Below are 17856 nucleotides of genomic sequence, written 5' to 3' on the forward strand. Positions count from 1 at the left end.
ATGGCGGCTTCGCCTTATCAGGCCTACGTGGTGTTGTAGGCCGTGTAAGCGTAGCGCCACCCGGCAAACAATGCCTGATGATGGCTTTGCCTTATCAGGCCTGGAGAGTGTGTAACTCAAATCTTCTGCAAGAACGCCAGCAGATCGTTGTTAAGCTGATCCTGATGGGTAACGGCAAAGCCGTGCGGGCCATTGTCATAAACCTTCAATTCGGCACCGGGGATCATCTCGGCTGAAAGCTTACCGGTCGCTTCGAACGGTACCACCTGGTCATTGCTGCCATGAATCACCAGCGTCGGCACATCCACTTTTTTAATGTCTTCGCGGAAGTCGGTTTCTGAGAACGCGGTGACGCAATCAATCGTCCCTTTCAGCGACGCCAGCAGGGCGATATTCAGGGTCTGCGTCAGTACGCCGTCAGACACTTTCTGCCCGGCGTTAAGCCCATAAAACGGTGTGGCGAAATCACTGATAAACTGCGCGCGATCTTTACGCAGACCCTCTTTGATCTCATCAAACACGCTCTTATCGACGCCTTCTGGGTGGTCATCCGTTTTGCCAAAAATAGGCGTAACGGCGCCCAGCAGCGCCAGGCCAGCCACGCGCGAGGTGCCATAACGGCCAATGTAGCGCGCCACGTCGCCGCCGCCCATGGAGAAGCCGACAAGCGTGACATCATGCAGATCCAGCGCGGTGATCAGATCGTTGATGTCGGAGGCAAAAGTATCGTAGTCATAACCGTTCCACGGCTGCTCAGAACGTCCAAAGCCACGACGGTCAAAGGCGATAACCCGGTAACCACGCTCGGCGAGGAAGTTGAGCTGGCTGTCCCACATATCACCATCCAGCGGCCAGCCGTGGCTGAACAGCACCGGTTTACCTGAACCCCAATCTTTGTAGTAGATCTGCGTTCCATCTTGCGTTTTGATAGTACTCATTGCCTTACCTCATCGTTGAGTGGTGACACATTCTTGCTGGTTATTCATTAAGGTTCGTATCGCGGCTGATTCGCCTCGCGTTTCGAATCACTACCGTAAAACTGTAGCAGCCCATCGCGCGCGTGCAGAGCATGCGGATGGAATCGGAGAATACGTAAGGAGATAAGGATGAAGATCAGGCTGGCACACCCCGATGAGGCACCGGCTATCTGGCGTGTTCGCAATGAAGCGATTCGCCACGGCTGCAAAGGGGTTTATAGCGATGAGATTATTGCCGCCTGGACGCCGGAGACGATGCCGCAGGGGCAGGTAATGATGATTAACGAGAACCCCTTTTATATCGCGCTATCAGAAGAGGGGCAGCCGGTAGCGACCGGCTTTCTTGATATTGCCACTGGCAGCATCGAGGCCATTTTTACCCTGCCGGAGTGGGAAGGCCACGGGCTGGCAACGCGCATTATGGATGCTCTGAAACAGGAGGCGCTCATTCGTGGCTTTAGCCATCTGACGCTTGCGGCAACGCCCAATGCCTGCAACTTCTATCAAAAGCGCGGGTTCACGGTGGTTCGGGAGAGTGTGTATCACTCGAAGCTGGCGGGAGCGGATCTGAAGTGCATTGATATGATCTGCGATTTGGCTGAGACCGCGTGTAAAACATAAGAGGGAGAAAAGGGGCGTTTCCGCCCCCTGATCGTGCTTATCTGATAATTTTTATGCTCTTCGACAGGGGTTCTATTACCGTCGAGACCATAATAAAGCAGAGCGCGCAGAAGCCGGTCATTGCCATAAACACCGCGTCCCAGTTCCATGTGTCCAGAATCACGCCAACCAGCAGCGGCATACACATTCCGCCGAGCTGCCCGCCCATGTTGATAACGCTGTAGGCCACCGGATAGATCTCTTTACTGGCGCGGCCCATGGCGTAAACGGAGTAGGCCGAGTAGCCCAGCGACAGCATCAATCCAAGCATAAAGAGCATCAGCGAGAGGACTATTTTGCTCTCCGGCGCATAGACCAGCGAATACATGGTAAAGATTGTGGCACCGGCGCTCAGCAGCATCAGCGGTTTGCGACGTTTATTTAACACCCGGTCCGACAGCACGCCGCCGAGAAAATTGCCTAATACCGTGCCGAGGAACGGTGCCGCCGCCAGCACGGCGGAGCTGGTTAAGTCGAAACCGCGCTCGGTAATCAGGTATTTGGGCAGCCAGGACATCAGCACGCTGACGATGCCGACCATCGAAAAGTAGCCCAGCGCCACGCCATAGATATCCCAGCAGCGAAACACCTGTTTCGAGGTAGTGAGTTCGTCCACCTGCTTTGTGCGGATCAGCTTATCCAGCCAGCCATATTTCAGCGTGTTCTGTTGCACACTCTGGGTCACCGCCGTTGACTCTTCGCGAATATAGGCCACCTCCTGCGCATTCACGAAGCGGCTCTCTTCCGGCTTGTTACGCACCATGAGATACCAGAACAGCGAGAGCAGGATGCCGGGAATGGCAAAGAAGACAAAGATATAGCGCCAGCCCCAGGTCATGATTATCCAGGCGCAGAGTGCGGGCACAATCAATGGGCCAAACTTGGATCCCGCGAGAAACAACCCGGTTGCGGTGCCTTTCTCTTTCGCCGGAAACCACTGATTGATGGTGGCCGTTGACCCAATCACCACCGGCGCTTCGCTGATGCCCACCAGGCAGCGCAGCAGCTTCAGCAACCAGACACTATTTACCACGCCCATAAAGCCGGTAAATATCGAGGTGAGCAGCATGCCGAGAGCGAAAATATTGCGCATGCCATAGCGTTTAATTAAGTAGCCGGCAGGGATTTGAAAGAAGGCGTAACCGGCAAAGAACAGGCTAATAAGCACGCCAGCCATGGTGTTGGAGAGATTAAACTCCTCCTGAATAAACGGGATGGCAAAGCCAATATTGGCGCGATCCGCATTGGCGACGGTGTAGATGACAAAAATAAAGCTCATCACCCACCATCTATAGTGCGTCATTTTTGGACTGACTGTTTTGTTATCCATAATAGGTAATTCCGTAGGGTTTATTATTTTTTATCGCCGCAAAAATCAAATTCGCTGTAAGGACGCGCGCGTGAAAGGGCGCTTAAAAGCTGCGGCTCAATGGTTTCCCGTATACCAGAGGCGACGGTTAACAGTGCTTCAAGAGAAATTCCGGTGTTGACGCCCATGCGGTTAAACATATTTACCGCGTCTTCCGTGGCGCAATTTCCCGCAGCACCTGGAGCGAAAGGACAACCGCCCAGACCGCCCACCGCCGTTTCGAAACGCCTGATACCGTTCTGATAACCGACCAACATATTGGCGAGCGCCATGCCGTGGGTGTTGTGCATATGCAGGGCGAAATCGACGTCCGGGAAGCGCAGCTGCACGCTTTGCAGCACCCGCGCGGTCTGGCGTGGATTAGCAACGCCAATGGTGTCGCACAGGGTGACGCGGCGGATGCCCAGTTGATGTGCGGAGTCGATGATCTCCAGCAGGGTGTTGCTATCCGTTGCGCCAATAAAGGGGCAACCGAACGCTGTCGCCAGCGACAGCGTGATCGTTAACTCCGGCCAGCGGTGGCGAATCGCACGGAGATCTTCCAGTGACTCCTGATGGCTGCGATTGATATTTGCCCGGTTATGCGCCGGGCTGACCGATATCACATAGTTGATGTGCTTAATCTGATGCTGGTGCGCTAACTGCGCACCTTTACTGTTAGGCACTAATACCCAGGGCGTTATCTGCGGATGTTTCGCCAGCACATGGGCGATAACATCGCCAGCATCTGCCATTTGCGGGATCGCTTTTGGGCTGACCAGCGAGGTTATTTCGATCTGGGTTAAGCCTGCGTCAACGAGTTTATCGATAATCAGCGTTTTTAAATCCGTGTCGATAAACGATTTAATATTTTGAAAACCATCGCGCGGGCCTACTTCGGTAATCTGAATCGCTGTTGGCATCGTTATCTCCTTATAAAACGCCTGTCTGAATAAGCTCTGCGATCTTTTCATCGGAGTAGCCCAGCAGCTCTTTTAATACTTCGTGGTTGTGCTGGCCGAGAGTCGGGGCAGGGAAGCGAATCGAGGCTTTCTTATTGGTGAATTTGACCTGGTTTCCGGTCATGGTGATTTTTCCGGCGACCGGATGGTCAATATCGACGAACATCTCGCGCGCTTTGGCAATATGCGGATCTTGCGTGACGCGATCGATGGTATTAATCGGTGCGGCGGGAATACCGGCTTCCAGCAGACGATCGACGATGCGGTCAATAGGGAGCGTGCGCGTCCAGGTCTCAATAATAGGTTTCAGTTCTGCATGATGAGTGACGCGATCGATATTGGTGCGGAATTGTTCATCTTCCAGTGCCGGAATATTGAGCGTCTGTTTCAGCAGACCATAGAGTTTGTCGTTGCCGCAGGCGATGATGACGTAGCCATCTTGCGCTTCGAAGGAGTCGTAGGGGTAGATGGCTTCGTAACGGTTGCCGATACGTGTCGGAATACGCCCGGTATTCAGGTAGATGATATTGATGATCTCAAGGGAAGAGACCATTGAGTCAACCAGCGCAATATCGACTTTATCGCCAACGCCGGTTTTCAGGCGGTTCGCATAGGCCGCCAGCACGCCGATGGCGCAGCTCATGCCGCCGACGACATCCGCAATCGCCGTGCCGGTACGGGTTGGCGGCGTGTCTTGCCAGCCGGTAGTGCTCATCAGCCCGCTCATCGCCTGGCCGATAATGTCGTAACCTGCGCGCCTGGAGTAGGGTCCGGTATGGCCAAATCCAGAGACGGCGCCATAAATAATCGCCGGGTTAACTTTGCGTAAATCTTCGTAACCGAGACCCAGCTTTTCCATTACGCCTGGGCGATAATTCTCAAGAACAATATCGCTACTGCGCACCATGTCGAGAAAAATAGCACGGCCTTCTTCTAATTTTAAATTAAGTGTGATGCCGCGCTTGTTTCTATTTAAATTCATAAAGTAGGCGCTTTCGCCATTTATTTGTGGTGCATTAGCTCGTGAATCATCGCCTCTGCCCGGTAATTCAACTTTAATCACATCGGCACCAAAATCCGCCAGCATCATACCGCAATAGGGGCCTGCTAATACGCGAGTTAAATCGAGAACCCGCACGCCGGATAATACACCTGTCTGATGACTCATAATTGATTCCTTTAACGTTAAGAATGAATGTGTGGGTATTTATTACACCCATCAAAGAGTAATCAAGATGTATGCCAGAAATGATGCGTATTAATGTAATCTTTAACTTATTGATAATTAATTATTTTTAACAATAGTGATGATCTGAATGGCGTAATAGGCTCATAGCAATTGTGTTAGCAATTTCAAATGTGTTATTCAGTTAATAAGATAACAACAAAGCAGATCGAAAATATGAAACATAAATCATTGCCAAATTTAGCGTTAATTACACCTTATCCTTACTTAGCGGATGTCGTAATTGCACAGTGCGCCGGTTTATTTAATTGTCATGTTTATCATGGCAGCCTGGAAAAAGCGGCGACCATTGCGCGCACGCTCGATAAAGAGTATTACGATGTAATCCTGAGCCGGGGCGGAACCGCAGAGTATATTGCCCGCGCGACAGATATTCCTGTCGTCACTATTCAGATGTCGGTTTCTGATTTACTGAAAGCGTTAATTCCGCTTAAAGATTGTCAGCGTCCGATTGCTTTTTTCAATTATCAGCGCTATTTATCCGATGTTGTGCTGCTGGCATCCTCCCTGAATATCGTTATCGATGAGTTTGTCTTTATTTCTCATGAGGATATGACATCACAACTGGAGCAGTGTTATGCCAGGCACTACACCATCGTGGCGGGGGGATGCCCGGTGACCGAAACGGCACGGCACTATCAGATGCAGGGGATTTTGATTGAAAACGGGGTGGAGTCAGTAAACAGCGCGCTGCGAGAGGCGCTGGCCATCGTTGAGACAACCAGACGCAAAATGCTGGATATGACGCGGCTGGAGATCATTTTGTCCTCCATCACCGAGGGGATTATCGTCACCAATGAAAACAATGATATTCAGCTCTTCAATAAAGCGGCTGAAAACATCATTGGGATAACCGCTCCGCAGGCGCTGGGAAAACAGATTGATGCCATTATTAAAAACACGCGCATTAATCAGGTGCTGCTATCGAAGTCGCCGGAGATCCGCGAACTGCAGGAGCTGGAAAACACCTCAATCATTACCAGCCGCGTACCGATGTTTATGGGGAAAAACTGTATCGGCGTGGTCTGCTCATTTACCGATACGCCGCAGATCCAGAAAGTTGAGCGCATTATTCGCGGCAAATTACAGAAGAAGGGCTTTAATGCCCGCTATACCTTCGATCATATCCTGACCGCCGACAGCGCAATGCAGGCGGTGAAAAAGCTGGCGCAGGTCTATGCGCGAACCGATTCGCCGGTGATGATCTATGGCGAGTCCGGTACCGGTAAGGAGCTGTTTGCCCAAAGTATTCATAACCACAGTAACCGCAAAAGCGGCCCGTTTGTGGCCATCAACTGCGCCGCCATTCCGGAGAGTTTACTGGAGAGCGAACTGTTTGGTTATGAAGGCGGATCCTTCACCGGCGCAAAGCGGGAAGGGAAGGAGGGCCTGATTGAGCTGGCGCATCGGGGCACGCTTTTTCTCGACGAAATTGGCGAACTGCCGCTGCCGATCCAGAGCCGGCTGCTGCGCGTTCTTCAGGAGTATGAAATCATGCATATCGGTGGGAAAGATATTATTCCCGTTGATGTGAGAATCATTGGCGCAACCAATCGCGCGCTCTCCAGCATGGCCGGGGAGGGAAGCTTTCGCCGCGATCTCTTTTACCGGCTCAATGTTTTGCCTTTGACCGTGCCGCCGCTGCGCGAACGTGCAGGTGATTTCCGTTACCTGGCGAGTAAGTTTTTGTGTGACGCGGCGGCAGAACATCTGCTCGGGCAGTTTGTCGATTTTTTCGCGGCTTACTCCTGGCCGGGCAACGTGCGCGAGATGCGGTTTATCATTGAACGGCTGGCGCTGCTCTCCGTCGGCTTTCCGCATTACTCATTGCCGGAGATGCTCTCGCTTACCGGATCAACTTTTTCCGCTGCGCCAGCGCCGCAACCCAACGCGCCGCTGCAGGTCAATCTGACAAAAGGCTCACTGAAAGAGATCACCAAAGATGTGGAGCGCCAGGTGATACGGTTTTATCTTGACCGGTATCAGCAGAATCAGGAGCAAGCCGCGTCTACGCTGGGCATCAGCAAAATGAGTTTATGGCGAAAGCTGAAGGGGAAAAGCCATTAATCTTGTGGAGGAAAGTTCGTGGAGGAGCGGCGGCTTAAGCGCACAAGCGCCGCAGCAAAGCGGCGCTGGCGTGAGCGATTAACGCTTACGTTTTTTCATCGCCATAACGATAAAAATGACAATCAGTGCACCGCAAATCATTCCTAATGTATGCATCTCTTCCTCTATCTCTTTATAACACCTGTTTTAGGCAAGCAGCGAAGTATAGTCAGTAACGCCTTAAGATAATACCTGGCCTCCTATAATTAGGGGGCTGGCCGTATTTATCTTTTATTGCTGATAGTGACGCTGCGTAATTAAACCCCTCTGGTCAGGTTGCCACCAGAAATATTCCGCTTTATGGTTAGTTTTTTCTGACAGAAGGGAAGGTCATGTTCGTTTTATTGCATAAACTGTCGCGGCAGATACCCGCGCTAATTCTTTTCTGGTGCATTAACTGGGTCATTACGCTCATTCTGCTCGCCATTGCCAATAAAACCCATCACCCGTCCCTTGTCGGCGCGGCGGTCTGGTTCAATATGCTGTGGGTCTGTGCATATATCACCGAATACAAGGGGAGCGCACTGTTTCATGGGCAGGAGAGCCAGCGTCTGAAGCGTTTTCTGCCGCGCCAGCAATACAGTAAAGTGAAAGTGCTTGTGTCGATGGCGCGAGCAACAACGCTGTTGCTTTCGGCATGTTTTCTGCTGGCGATCGCCCATGCCAGCGCCACAATTGTCTGGTTTTTGGTCGCTCTTTGCTGCGCACTGGGCTTCGCTTGTCTGGTGCGTTTCTATTTGCTCTGCACATCGGTATTGTCAAAGCAGGCCGCCTCGCTGCTCGGTAAACTCTGGCCGTTGGTGCTCGCGTTGGTACTTTTTTTCGCAAAAATGTCTGCCAGCGCTATTTTGCTTGAGTCCTGGGATGTTTCCGCCGCGCAAATGCCTTACACCACCTGGTGCCTGACGCTATTTATGGCGGCCTTTATCGCTTTCAATATTGCCTATTTTTTAATTACGGTGATTTCAGGGGTGATGGAAACCAGCGTGCAACGACGTAAAAAGCGCGTCACACTGCCGATGAGCAGCCAGATATTTTTGGTGGTTGCATTTGCCTGCGTCATGCCGGGATTAATGATGGCTAATGTCCGTACACTTGGCGGTGCGCTGATGAATACATTTTATCAATTCGATACGCGCAGCACGTTTCGCTGTGGCGACCGCTATCAGACGATTGATGAACTTGGCGAAAAAGCGCGTTATTTAGCGGTGGGTATTAATCAGTACCGTGGCTTTTTCCTGAAGGACGGGGATTTACACGGCGTGGTCGTGAGATGCACCACTGGTGATAAATTTACCCGTTATCAGATTTTGGGGCGCGAAGATCTGGCTGAAAATCCGGCTGCAAAAGAGAAGGGCGATAAGACCGCGCACTAAGGCTAAAAGACGCTGCGGGATCGCCTCCCGCAGCCGCCTGGCTACTGCTGACTTTCAGCTTCGCGAAGTCAGTGACGAATTTAATAACTGGTTTTTAAACCATGCCGCGTTTTATGAAACTGGAGCAGATTATGGATGACAACCAAACGCTGTGCGCGAAGCTTCGCGCACGTGAGCGGCAGTTGCATTGCCCGGAAAACCGTAACCAACTCAGCGTGGTCGACGAATTGTTGCATGAACACTTTTTTGAGATTGGTCGCTCAGGTAGACGTTACGACAGAGCGCAGGTTGTTGATGCGCTGATCAACGACGCGCCGGAAGATGAAATCCACGCGGAGGATTTTGCAGTTACAGTGCTGAGCGAAGGATGCGCGTTACTGACGTATCGTAGTTTTGCTCTTAATGCTCAAGGCGAGATCGCCAGACCAACGCTGCGGGCTTCGATATGGGTCAAAACAGGTGAAGCGTGGCAATTGCAGTTTCATCAGGGTACGCCAGAGGCGTGTTGATAGCACTTTTATGTTGAAAAGGCCGCTGTGATATATTTCCCACAGCGGTCTCTTTAAAACAACATAATTATACGAGCTAACATTTGTAATATTTTTCTTTTATTTTTATCTGTTTTCGCCAAACGCGATTGTGTAGACATAACGCTACTGAGCGATAAAAAATAGAGGAGTTGAGCCACTTGCAGTTAAGCAACAGAAAAATAACGCCTAACAAAGAACTTATTTGCGGCGTGTAGTTGGAAATATTATCCAGGAGTAATGAAAGAAAAGATGCGCAAAAAAAGATAATGGCTACGATGCCTGTTAACGCAATTAGAGAAAGGTACAGCTTATAACTAATAAGAGACCCGCGCGCGGTAGCAAACATCGTGGTAACGATCAATATGGTATAGGCAATCGCTCCTAAGAATACGCCCGCTAAGAGTTTATATTCCGGTATTATTAACCACTTGAAAATAAAAGTAAAAACAGAGACTTGCGACATTGCGTAACAAAAAATTGCAAGAATCGTGCTTATACCTAACGGGATCCCCGTCATATGTATCCCTACGGGATTACCTAGTCTATTCTTCAATCCGTTTTTTATCTCTTCAAGCCGCAACGGATCCTGGGTTGCCATTTTTTTGGTAACCACGGTGCTCAAGGCAAGGCTTTTTTTTATATAGTTCATCATTGAACGATTAATTAAATCCTGTGGATGCGAATGATTGTATTAAGCCAATAACGTATTTACCAGAGCTTGTTACGTTTTGTGGGTTTTTTATGGTGCCTGATAAGGCGCTACCAAAAAAAGCAGATGAATTAGCAACTGCATTCATTAACTCTCTCTGCAGTAAATTTTGCAGAGCTTCAGAAGGATAACGCTTGGGATAAATGCCTGCTTTCATGACAGCCTTAACCCCAGAAGATGATATGCCTGGGTTACGAATTCGGATAATTTCTTCAGTTAAACGTTTTCTGTCAGCCCTGCTCATTGTTTGCAGTAAAGTTCGCATGTTGCTCTTAGAGGAACTCTTAAGCAACCGATAAGTAATGCTAGCGCTTTTTAAACCAGCGCCAGCACCTGCCAAAGAAATAAGATCTAAGGCAGTGTTTGTAGCGGTATACCATTCACTGGAATCCAGCCATGCAATGTAATCATCATGACCAACGGCTATTAAAGAGAGCCGCCCTATACCATTAAGGCATTGAATACCTGTAGCGATACCGCCTGCAGCGATAACATATGCTACCAGCCCGGATGCTCCTGCGCTTATAGGAATTGCCGCGCCAGCTCCAGCAGCTAGTACGAGAGTAACGATTGCAGCACCACAGGATATTGCTGTTGAGCCAATTTCCGTCGTTAAAGAGGGTGCTTGAATAGTTTTTGCCATCGCCTGAGTTGCGTCATTCGACGAGGAAGAATTAACTTTTGTAACCACAACATGACTTACTGAGCTTTGATTGGTTGTTGCAACCCGTCTGGAGGGCCTTACCAGCCACTGGCGATTACCATCCGAATAGATAATTCCCGCCTGATTAAAATTACGGGAACAGTCCAGGTGTCTAGCAAGACATTCGAAATCAAAATCTTCACCAGAGGTAAGGCCAAGGCTACGGGCAAAACCATAATCGGGGAGAGTATCACCTGAGAATTGCTGTGGAAATGTCATTACTTATCTCCATATCTGACAGCGCTTATGATCCAATATGTTAAGAGTAAATGCCGTTATGAAGCAAAAACCTAAGAATAATCCGAATGGCTAGCATGATAGGGAAGTGGAAAGAGGTTTAAATAGCCCAGGCGGAGTTTCATATACAAATAGTATTTAAACCAGTATGGCAAGATGTAGAGCTTCGATAAAACTAATATGCCAGCACAAATGCTGGCGTATTGTGAAGTCTAACAACAAACGGGTAAGAAAAGAGAAAGAATCATCGATACATAACGGAGGTCAAACTCAGAACTGATGCTCAGTGAAGGTGCATGCTGGCAATACAACCAAAAGCAAAAAAAGCAAAATCAAAATGCTGAGATTAATGCTGATTCAGGGTCGAACAGGTGTATAAGGCGTCACAATGAACAGATATTACCAACGCCATTAAAGTCCCAGAAAGTAATAGCTCTTATTTTGGTGCGCATAATGTATATTATGTTAAATGATGTATTTGGTTATCCATCCAGACTCTCAGTTGTCTCAAGCTTATCGCCCCGGCCATGTTGTTCCCTGCTCCACTCATCCTTATGGTCGGCAATGAGCAAACCTCATATCAGCCGACTGGTTACGTACTCGATATTAAAGATGCATCTCTTTGCTCAATCCGCCTCACCGCTGCCGTGGAAAACGCCACCATAAAAAAAGCCGGGAGGATCCCCGGCTCTTTTATGCGTATTGTCAGAGAATCCCCATCTTCCTGGTCTCATCGATCCAGGGCCTGAACTCTTCCAACAAGTTGTCATAGAGTTTTTCGTCACTCATGGTGCCGAAGTCATCCATCGCAAAGAAATCGGTGTTATCAACCCGGCGATCGGTAAAGTCATCCAGATTTTCGAGAATGCCGTAGTTCGAACCGCCAAGGCCGACGAACTTCCAGAAGATCGGATAGTTTGCGGAGCGACGAATCGCCTCTTTAATCTCGCGCGTCTTGCTGATGCCGCCATCGGTAATGAAGACCACGTAAACCGGCAGTCTGGACTCTTTGAAGTAATCGACGATCTCTTCCATCACCGGCGGCTCATTATTCACACCGCCCAGCCCCGGCAGGATCTCAAACATTGTACGCTTGCCGTTCTTGCGTATTGTCTCGACGTAATCGTCAAGATTATCCAGCGTGACGTTGGGGTATTTTTTATGTTTCTTGCCGAACGCCCACAGATCCATCTCGCCGTCATCATCAAACTGAACGGCAAGCACCGCGATGCGATCGAGTACAGCCTGGACGTTACCTTTGTTAAATTGCCCGCTCATTGAGCCGGAAGCATCCAGAACAAACGCAACGCTTGCCTGCAGCGTATCCAGTTTATTCTTCGTCAGGCTGACCGTGGCTTTCTTCGCCAGGCTAACCAGCCGAGGCGATTTATCTTGCAGCTTTTTCTCAAGGCTAATGCGCGTCGGCGCCGGTGATGGCGTTGAAGGTTGCGCGGCAGGCTGGGCAACATCCACACCATAGCTGACGGCTAATGGTTCAAGCCCGCCGTTAAAGCCCTGCCCCATTGCACGTAATTTCCAGGCGCTATTGTGGTGATAGACTTCAGCCAGAATGATCGCTTTTTCGCTGCGTCCTGCGGTTTCAACGTGAAAATCCGCACTGCCCCGAGCCTCAATGCTTAACTGGCTCAGCGCATCAATGCTTTCGCTGCCGTCAATGACGACCGTGATGCTAATCTTGCTGACGGTGGCGGGAACCCGATCGAGCGCGATCGTGACGCTGGATTGCTGCTGCCCGAGCGCCAGTTTGACCGCCCCCTCCGCAGAGGTGAGATTATTGAAGAAGATAAAGTCGGCATCGCCGCTCACTTTTCCCCCGGCATTGAGCATAAACAGACAGGTATCGACTTCGCTCTTAAACCCTGCCCGTCCCGTGTAGTTGAGGTTCAGAGTGATGAGGTTCTCCGCCAGCGGCGTGTTTTGTCCCGGTTGTAATCTCATACGTGTTGTCCTTATCAATAACCCTGCTCCCTGCCCTCAGACATGCGGGCGTGCCTGAAGCGCTGAAGCGGATTCATCTCTTTTGCGTCGTTAAGGAAGTGATAGCGCGGATGCCACAATAGCCATAAAAATTGTAAACGCGGCAACGCCTTAAATATAAGAAGCAAATAAAAACCCCGGCTTATTCTCCGGGGTTTTATATTTTTATAGCGTTTAGATATTCACGCCGTGTTGGGAAGCAAGCGCAGCCAGGCCGCCCGCGAAGCCCTGCCCAACGGCTTTGAATTTCCACTCTGCGCCGTGGCGATAGAGCTCGCCGAAGATCATCGCAGTTTCAGTGGACGCATCTTCAGAGAGATCGAAGCGAGCAATTTCAGTGCCGTTGTCGTTGTTGTAAACGCGCATGAAGCTGTTGCTCACCATACCGAAGTTCTGTTTACGCGCTTCGGCTTCATAGATGGTTACCGCAAACACCAGTTTTTTGATGTCAGCAGAGACTTTGGTCAGATCGATTTTGACCTGCTCATCGTCACCGTCGCCTTCGCCAGTACGGTTGTCACCCTGGTGCTCGATTGCGCCGTCAGGGCTGGTTTTGTTGTTGAAGAAGATGAAATGGGCGTCTGACAGCACTTTACCGTCATCACCAACTGCGAATACGGAGGCGTCCAGGTCGAAACCCTGACCGTCAGTTACACGTGCATCCCAACCCAGACCGACCATGGCGATATTCATGGTAGGTGCTTCTTTAGTCAGAGATACGTTACCGCCTTTAACGAGAGAAACTGCCATTTTTAGCTCCTGCTAACAGTTGTGTTTGGGCTGAATAATCAGCCCATGTATGAGATCAAGATGCGTTGATGCCGTACTGAGCACAAACGGATGCCAGACCACCAGCATAACCCTGGCCGACCGCGCGGAATTTCCACTCGCCATTGTGGCGATAGAGTTCACCAAACAGCATCGCGGTTTCGGTTGAGGCATCTTCGGTCAGATCGTAGCGAGCCACTTCAGTCTGGTTATCATCATTAACCAGGCGAATGAACGCGCCGGAAACCTGTCCGAAGCTCTGGCGACGCGCCTGCGCGTCATGAATTGTCACCACGAAGATGATTTTGTCGACGTCAGACGGCACCGCATCCAGTTTGATTTTCAGCGACTCATCATCACCGTCACCCTCACCGGTGCGGTTATCACCGGTATGGGTTACGGAGCCGTCAGAAGAGGTTAAGTTGTTATAAAAAATGAAATCGGCGTCACCGCGCACTTTGCCGTTAGCGGCCAGCAGAAAAGCTGACGCATCCAGGTCAAAGTCCTGACCATCAGTCGAGCGCGCATCCCAGCCAAGGCCCACCAGGACATTTTTCATTGACGGCGCGGCTTTACTCAGGGATACGTTCCCACCTTTGGAAAGAGAAACACTCATAAAATAACCTCTCAAATTGTTGTGGATTTAGCGTAATTCGTGAGGGGATTAACTCCCCTTTTCCTCTGAATCGGGTTTCGCCGGGAACATCACGCTGGCGATAATGCCCAGCGCCAACACACCCAGTACAACATACAGGCTGGTCGTCGCCGAAATGCTGTAGCCATGGTGCCAGATGTGGTCGGTGGCATTGAGGCCAAGCTTCGCTGCGATAAAGAACAGCAGAACGATAACCGCCTTCTCCAGATGAACCAGGTACTGCTTCAGCGCTTCGAGCACGAAGTAGAGCGTACGCAGGCCGAGGATAGCAAACATCATGGCGCTATAAACAATCAGCGGTTCACGGCTAACAGCAATAATGGCCGGGACAGAGTCGAATGCAAACATAACATCCGAAAGTTCAACGACGGCCACACACAGGAACAGCGGTGTTGCATACAGGGCGGCTTTCTTACCGCGGCCGATGGTCACATCACTGTTTTCTGGTTTTGCCAGTTCCGCATCCACTTCTTTCTGATTAAGCAGGAAGGCATGACCCTTCAGCTTTGGCCAGATCGGGAAGAAGCGTTTCACCATGCGGTACGCCAGATGCTGGGAGTAATCCTCGATTTCATCATCGTCGTCGCCGCTTTTCAGCATCATCACCGCAGTCCAGGCCACAATAATGGCGAAAACCACTTCAACGTATGGACCAAGGCTTAACAGGCTGGTACCAATCGCAACGAAAATACCCCTGAACACGATGGCACCAATTACGCCCCAGTAAAGCACGCGGTGACGGTAACGATCCGGCACGGCGAACCAGGAGAAGATGGCCATCATCACGAACAGGTTATCGACGGAGAGCACTTTCTCCAGCGCGTAACCGGTCACAAACAGGCTGGCGACTTCCGCGCCGTGATGAATATAGAGGAAACCGGCAAATGCCATCGCAACCGCAACCCAGAAGAGTGACCAGAGCGCGGCACTCTTCAGGGATATTGGCTTGTCGTCACGGTGCATAAACAAGTCAATAAAGATGGCACCGACTGAGAGCGCGATAAAAACAATAACTGTTTCAGTCGGAAAACCGATGTGTGTTGAAACCATAATTTACCCTTAGGGATGCAGATCAGAGGCCAAATTCAGCCGGGTCGAAGCCCAGCGCGAGAGCAATTTCGCGCACGGCAGTTTTCTCATCCTGGTCAAAGTTGCCGTCACTTTTCGCAACAGCAATACCAACACGCAGAGCCAGCTGCGCGGCTTCCGGTTGGTCTTTTAACGCCAGGATGTATTTCATGGTTTCGCCTTTACCGATTTCGATATCGAAATCAAAGCTCGAGACCAGTTTGTTAAAGAACTCGATCACCTCATTGGTATCGAACACTTTCAGTTCTTCCGAAGAGCGCAGAAAGCCCATCATCTTCTGCTTCTCTTCAGAGCTTACGCCGTCGCTGGAGACGGCGATCCGCGCGCAGACCGCCACGGTGCCCTGCATAAATTTTTTGTTTTTGAAACGGCCAACTTGTCGGGTCAGTTCATCACGACTGGAGTTGATGGCGCCTTTTACTTTGTCAAAAAAACTCATAGTGGTGTCCTTTATTGCTGTGTTATTTAGAGCCGGCACTCCAGCGAAACCCCCAGCCAAATGCCCGGTCCATCTCATCCTGGCCTTTGAAGTACTGGTTAATTCGCTCGACTTTGATTGCACCGTTTTCGTTTACCAGCCTGGCGATAGCGCACAGCGTGCGGCGGTTTTCACCTTCGGTAAGACGTGTCTCGATGGGTGGTTGATCCGGCATATGGATCGTGACAACACCATCCGTCTTATCCCAGCTCGGCACGCCCTGGTAGATAAAAGCGTAGATCAGGACTTCACGGATCTGCTTCCATTCACGACCATTAATGTGTAACCACTCGCCATCCGACACTTCACCGGTACGATCGTCGCCTTGCAGCTGAACGTACGGCTCGCCCTGATAGTTCCCGAAGGCGTTACCAAGCGCCTGGATAACCGACTTATAGCCATCCTGCAGCTCAACAAATGCGCCGAGATCGAGATCGATGCCCTTCGCGCCGAAAATACCGGCCAGGCCCGATTTTCCGTTGCCACGGTGCCAGTTGAGGTTAATGCGGATCTCGCCAAAGTTATCCCGTTTGGTCAGGCTGATCGCCGGTTTCTCTTTGGTGAGTGACACTTTGCTCAGGCTGATTTTGCTCTCTTTCGGCGGTGCCGGAGGCGCCACAGGCGGCGCGGGTGGCGGCGAAACAGGCGCTGGCGCAGGATCGTCGGCGATGTTGACACCGAAATGCTCTGCCAGTGGTTTCAGGCCGCCGTTAAAACCCTGCGCGACAAAGCGGAATTTCCACTCATCGTTACGGCGATAGAATTCACCCAGGATCAGCGCGGCTTCCTGACGACCGTTGACATCGACAACGCCGCTCACCAGGCTGGTTGCGCCCTGCTCTACATCAATAGTCAGCGTGCGCAGCCCGGCAACCGTCTGCCCACCGTCACAGGTGACGGTAAAAGCAACCTTCTGAACATCAGGCTTCAGGCGGTTAAGTGCCACAGTAAAGGTGGAGTACTGGCCTTCGCTGGCGAGGCTGATTGAGCCATCGTCGTTGCGCGGCTGGCCGTAAAAGACCATATCCGCATCGCCCTGCACTTTACCGCTGGCATAGAGACGAAACGCTGAGGCATCAACCGCGCCGCCAGAGGTGACGCGAACCCGAAGCTCTTGTGCTGGAACGGGGGCATTGCCCCCCGGCGTCAGGTTCATTAGCGTACGACCGTTGCGACGATATCAGTATGCATATCGTCAATGGTACGACCGCGGCAGGCGTGACCGTGGGCCGTAAAGTCCCAGTTGCCGCCGTTACGGCGCAGCGAGGAGATAACAATACCGGTGTGGGAGCCCTGCTCGGTCAGTTTGTAGCGGGCAAGCTCTTTGCCAGACTGATCGACCACGCGGCAGAACGCATTTTCAACGTCATTAAAGGTCTGGCCACGGAAGCTGTTTACCGTGAACGCGAGGTATTCAACGTTGGCAGGTAACCGGGTGAGATTAACGGTGATGACCTCATCATCGCCATCGCCTTCCCCGGTGAGGTTGTCACCGCTGTGGACGACGGAGCCGCAGCTGGAGGTCAGTTTGCGAAACCAGATGGTGTCGATGGTATTGCCGGAGCTGTCCATCAATACGCAGCCCGCATCGAGATCGATAGAGTCGCTGCCGCTAAACAGCCCGCCGAACAGGCCCTTTTTCTTAATCGGATCCCAACCGAGACCAAACTGAAGCTGACTGAGTGCCGAAGATTGTTTGCTGAGTGATACCGTCTGGTTCTTCGTTAATGAAACCATGCTTTGTTCCTTAAATTGGTAATGGTCATGACAATCAAAGGTAGGCTAATCGCGAACGAAAAAAATCATATCATGATGAAGTTCTCTGACAAGGTAAATATTGGTAGGTTTTGGCGAAAAGGCAACATTGCTGCGCTGGAGTGTTCCTGTAAAAACGCGTCAAGACATTGAATTTATTATTTATTTTATTGGTTTATTTTTTTAGTAAAACGCAATCTGATGCCAGTTTTACTCATCATATTATGATTGACATGCTCTGATGACATTCTTAGACTCA

At 50.7% G+C, this 17856-nt stretch carries 16 protein-coding genes; 4 read left to right on the forward strand and 12 right to left on the reverse strand.

What is annotated here, in order from left to right:
* Positions 1 to 116: 116 nt before the first annotated feature.
* A complete protein-coding gene (locus IAE48_RS03640; RefSeq protein ID WP_076769836.1) occupies positions 117 to 938 on the reverse strand; it encodes an alpha/beta fold hydrolase in 822 nt (273 codons plus the stop codon).
* Between the two features lie 168 nt (positions 939 to 1106).
* On the opposite strand from IAE48_RS03640, the gene IAE48_RS03645 reads away from it, so the two are divergent.
* A complete protein-coding gene (locus tag IAE48_RS03645; RefSeq protein WP_200133514.1) occupies positions 1107 to 1598 on the forward strand; it encodes a GNAT family N-acetyltransferase in 492 nt (163 codons plus the stop codon).
* A 37-nt stretch (positions 1599 to 1635) separates the two neighbouring features.
* Here the strand turns inward: IAE48_RS03645 and IAE48_RS03650 are convergent, their stop codons facing one another.
* The 3 genes from IAE48_RS03650 to IAE48_RS03660 are packed head-to-tail and all read right to left on the reverse strand — an operon-like array spanning position 1636 to position 5115.
* A complete protein-coding gene (locus IAE48_RS03650; protein ID WP_233631408.1) occupies positions 1636 to 2967 on the reverse strand; it encodes an MFS transporter in 1332 nt (443 codons plus the stop codon).
* Between the two features lie 23 nt (positions 2968 to 2990).
* Positions 2991 to 3908: a hydroxymethylglutaryl-CoA lyase gene (locus tag IAE48_RS03655; protein WP_200133515.1), complete on the reverse strand. Its 918-nt coding sequence runs from the start codon at positions 3906 to 3908 to the stop codon at positions 2991 to 2993.
* A 10-nt stretch (positions 3909 to 3918) separates the two neighbouring features.
* Positions 3919 to 5115, reverse strand: a complete 1197-nt coding sequence (locus IAE48_RS03660) for a CaiB/BaiF CoA-transferase family protein (protein WP_200133516.1) — start codon at positions 5113 to 5115, stop codon at positions 3919 to 3921.
* 234 nt (positions 5116 to 5349) lie between these two features.
* On the opposite strand from IAE48_RS03660, the gene IAE48_RS03665 reads away from it, so the two are divergent.
* The 3 genes from IAE48_RS03665 to IAE48_RS03675 all read left to right on the forward strand — a co-directional run bounded on the left by IAE48_RS03665 (position 5350) and on the right by IAE48_RS03675 (position 9184).
* Positions 5350 to 7260, forward strand: a complete 1911-nt coding sequence (locus IAE48_RS03665) for a sigma-54-dependent Fis family transcriptional regulator (RefSeq protein WP_200133517.1) — start codon at positions 5350 to 5352, stop codon at positions 7258 to 7260.
* Positions 7261 to 7631: 371 nt separating this feature from the next.
* On the forward strand, positions 7632 to 8675 hold the full coding sequence (locus IAE48_RS03670) for a hypothetical protein (protein ID WP_200133518.1): 1044 nt from the start codon (positions 7632 to 7634) through the stop codon (positions 8673 to 8675).
* 131 nt (positions 8676 to 8806) lie between these two features.
* Positions 8807 to 9184: a DUF4440 domain-containing protein gene (locus IAE48_RS03675; protein ID WP_200133519.1), complete on the forward strand. Its 378-nt coding sequence runs from the start codon at positions 8807 to 8809 to the stop codon at positions 9182 to 9184.
* Between the two features lie 680 nt (positions 9185 to 9864).
* Here IAE48_RS03675 and IAE48_RS03680 read toward each other — a convergent pair.
* The 8 genes from IAE48_RS03680 to IAE48_RS03715 form a co-directional block, all read right to left on the reverse strand.
* On the reverse strand, positions 9865 to 10836 hold the full coding sequence (locus IAE48_RS03680; protein WP_200133520.1) for a hypothetical protein: 972 nt from the start codon (positions 10834 to 10836) through the stop codon (positions 9865 to 9867).
* Between the two features lie 723 nt (positions 10837 to 11559).
* Positions 11560 to 12813: a VWA domain-containing protein gene (locus IAE48_RS03685; RefSeq protein ID WP_200133521.1), complete on the reverse strand. Its 1254-nt coding sequence runs from the start codon at positions 12811 to 12813 to the stop codon at positions 11560 to 11562.
* 213 nt (positions 12814 to 13026) lie between these two features.
* Positions 13027 to 13602, reverse strand: a complete 576-nt coding sequence (locus IAE48_RS03690) for a TerD family protein (protein ID WP_023478842.1) — start codon at positions 13600 to 13602, stop codon at positions 13027 to 13029.
* Positions 13603 to 13657: 55 nt separating this feature from the next.
* On the reverse strand, positions 13658 to 14236 hold the full coding sequence (gene terD, locus IAE48_RS03695; protein ID WP_000116676.1) for a tellurium resistance membrane protein TerD: 579 nt from the start codon (positions 14234 to 14236) through the stop codon (positions 13658 to 13660).
* A gap of 48 nt (positions 14237 to 14284) precedes the next feature.
* Positions 14285 to 15325 carry a tellurium resistance membrane protein TerC gene (gene terC / locus IAE48_RS03700; RefSeq protein WP_023478822.1) on the reverse strand — a complete coding sequence of 347 codons (1041 nt, stop codon included), beginning with the start codon at positions 15323 to 15325 and terminating at the stop codon, positions 14285 to 14287.
* A gap of 22 nt (positions 15326 to 15347) precedes the next feature.
* Positions 15348 to 15803, reverse strand: a complete 456-nt coding sequence (locus IAE48_RS03705) for a tellurite resistance TerB family protein (RefSeq protein ID WP_042715814.1) — start codon at positions 15801 to 15803, stop codon at positions 15348 to 15350.
* A gap of 22 nt (positions 15804 to 15825) precedes the next feature.
* The gene (locus IAE48_RS03710; protein WP_200133522.1) at positions 15826 to 16998 is read right to left on the reverse strand and encodes a TerD family protein; all 1173 of its coding nucleotides are present in this window, start codon (positions 16996 to 16998) and stop codon (positions 15826 to 15828) included.
* Positions 16998 to 17579 carry a TerD family protein gene (locus IAE48_RS03715; RefSeq protein ID WP_023478756.1) on the reverse strand — a complete coding sequence of 194 codons (582 nt, stop codon included), beginning with the start codon at positions 17577 to 17579 and terminating at the stop codon, positions 16998 to 17000. The genes IAE48_RS03710 and IAE48_RS03715 overlap by 1 nt, the downstream gene beginning before the upstream one ends.
* Positions 17580 to 17856: the final 277 nt, after the last annotated feature.

The sequence above is a fragment of the Kosakonia sp. S57 genome (genome assembly GCF_016516575.1).
GTDB classification, from domain to species: Bacteria; Pseudomonadota; Gammaproteobacteria; order Enterobacterales; family Enterobacteriaceae; genus Kosakonia; species Kosakonia cowanii.

What these genes read in the sequence shown, in the direction of transcription:
- IAE48_RS03640 (WP_076769836.1), bottom strand. Translation starts at nt 938, where the DNA reads ATGAGTACTATCAAAACGCAAGATGGAACGCAGATCTACTACAAAGAT.
- IAE48_RS03645 (WP_200133514.1), top strand. Translation starts at nt 1,107, where the DNA reads ATGAAGATCAGGCTGGCACACCCCGATGAGGCACCGGCTATCTGGCGT.
- IAE48_RS03650 (WP_233631408.1), bottom strand. Translation starts at nt 2,967, where the DNA reads ATGGATAACAAAACAGTCAGTCCAAAAATGACGCACTATAGATGGTGG.
- IAE48_RS03655 (WP_200133515.1), bottom strand. Translation starts at nt 3,908, where the DNA reads ATGCCAACAGCGATTCAGATTACCGAAGTAGGCCCGCGCGATGGTTTT.
- IAE48_RS03660 (WP_200133516.1), bottom strand. Translation starts at nt 5,115, where the DNA reads ATGAGTCATCAGACAGGTGTATTATCCGGCGTGCGGGTTCTCGATTTA.
- IAE48_RS03665 (WP_200133517.1), top strand. Translation starts at nt 5,350, where the DNA reads ATGAAACATAAATCATTGCCAAATTTAGCGTTAATTACACCTTATCCT.
- IAE48_RS03670 (WP_200133518.1), top strand. Translation starts at nt 7,632, where the DNA reads ATGTTCGTTTTATTGCATAAACTGTCGCGGCAGATACCCGCGCTAATT.
- IAE48_RS03675 (WP_200133519.1), top strand. Translation starts at nt 8,807, where the DNA reads ATGGATGACAACCAAACGCTGTGCGCGAAGCTTCGCGCACGTGAGCGG.
- IAE48_RS03680 (WP_200133520.1), bottom strand. Translation starts at nt 10,836, where the DNA reads ATGACATTTCCACAGCAATTCTCAGGTGATACTCTCCCCGATTATGGT.
- IAE48_RS03685 (WP_200133521.1), bottom strand. Translation starts at nt 12,813, where the DNA reads ATGAGATTACAACCGGGACAAAACACGCCGCTGGCGGAGAACCTCATC.
- IAE48_RS03690 (WP_023478842.1), bottom strand. Translation starts at nt 13,602, where the DNA reads ATGGCAGTTTCTCTCGTTAAAGGCGGTAACGTATCTCTGACTAAAGAA.
- terD (WP_000116676.1), bottom strand. Translation starts at nt 14,236, where the DNA reads ATGAGTGTTTCTCTTTCCAAAGGTGGGAACGTATCCCTGAGTAAAGCC.
- terC (WP_023478822.1), bottom strand. Translation starts at nt 15,325, where the DNA reads ATGGTTTCAACACACATCGGTTTTCCGACTGAAACAGTTATTGTTTTT.
- IAE48_RS03705 (WP_042715814.1), bottom strand. Translation starts at nt 15,803, where the DNA reads ATGAGTTTTTTTGACAAAGTAAAAGGCGCCATCAACTCCAGTCGTGAT.
- IAE48_RS03710 (WP_200133522.1), bottom strand. Translation starts at nt 16,998, where the DNA reads ATGAACCTGACGCCGGGGGGCAATGCCCCCGTTCCAGCACAAGAGCTT.
- IAE48_RS03715 (WP_023478756.1), bottom strand. Translation starts at nt 17,579, where the DNA reads ATGGTTTCATTAACGAAGAACCAGACGGTATCACTCAGCAAACAATCT.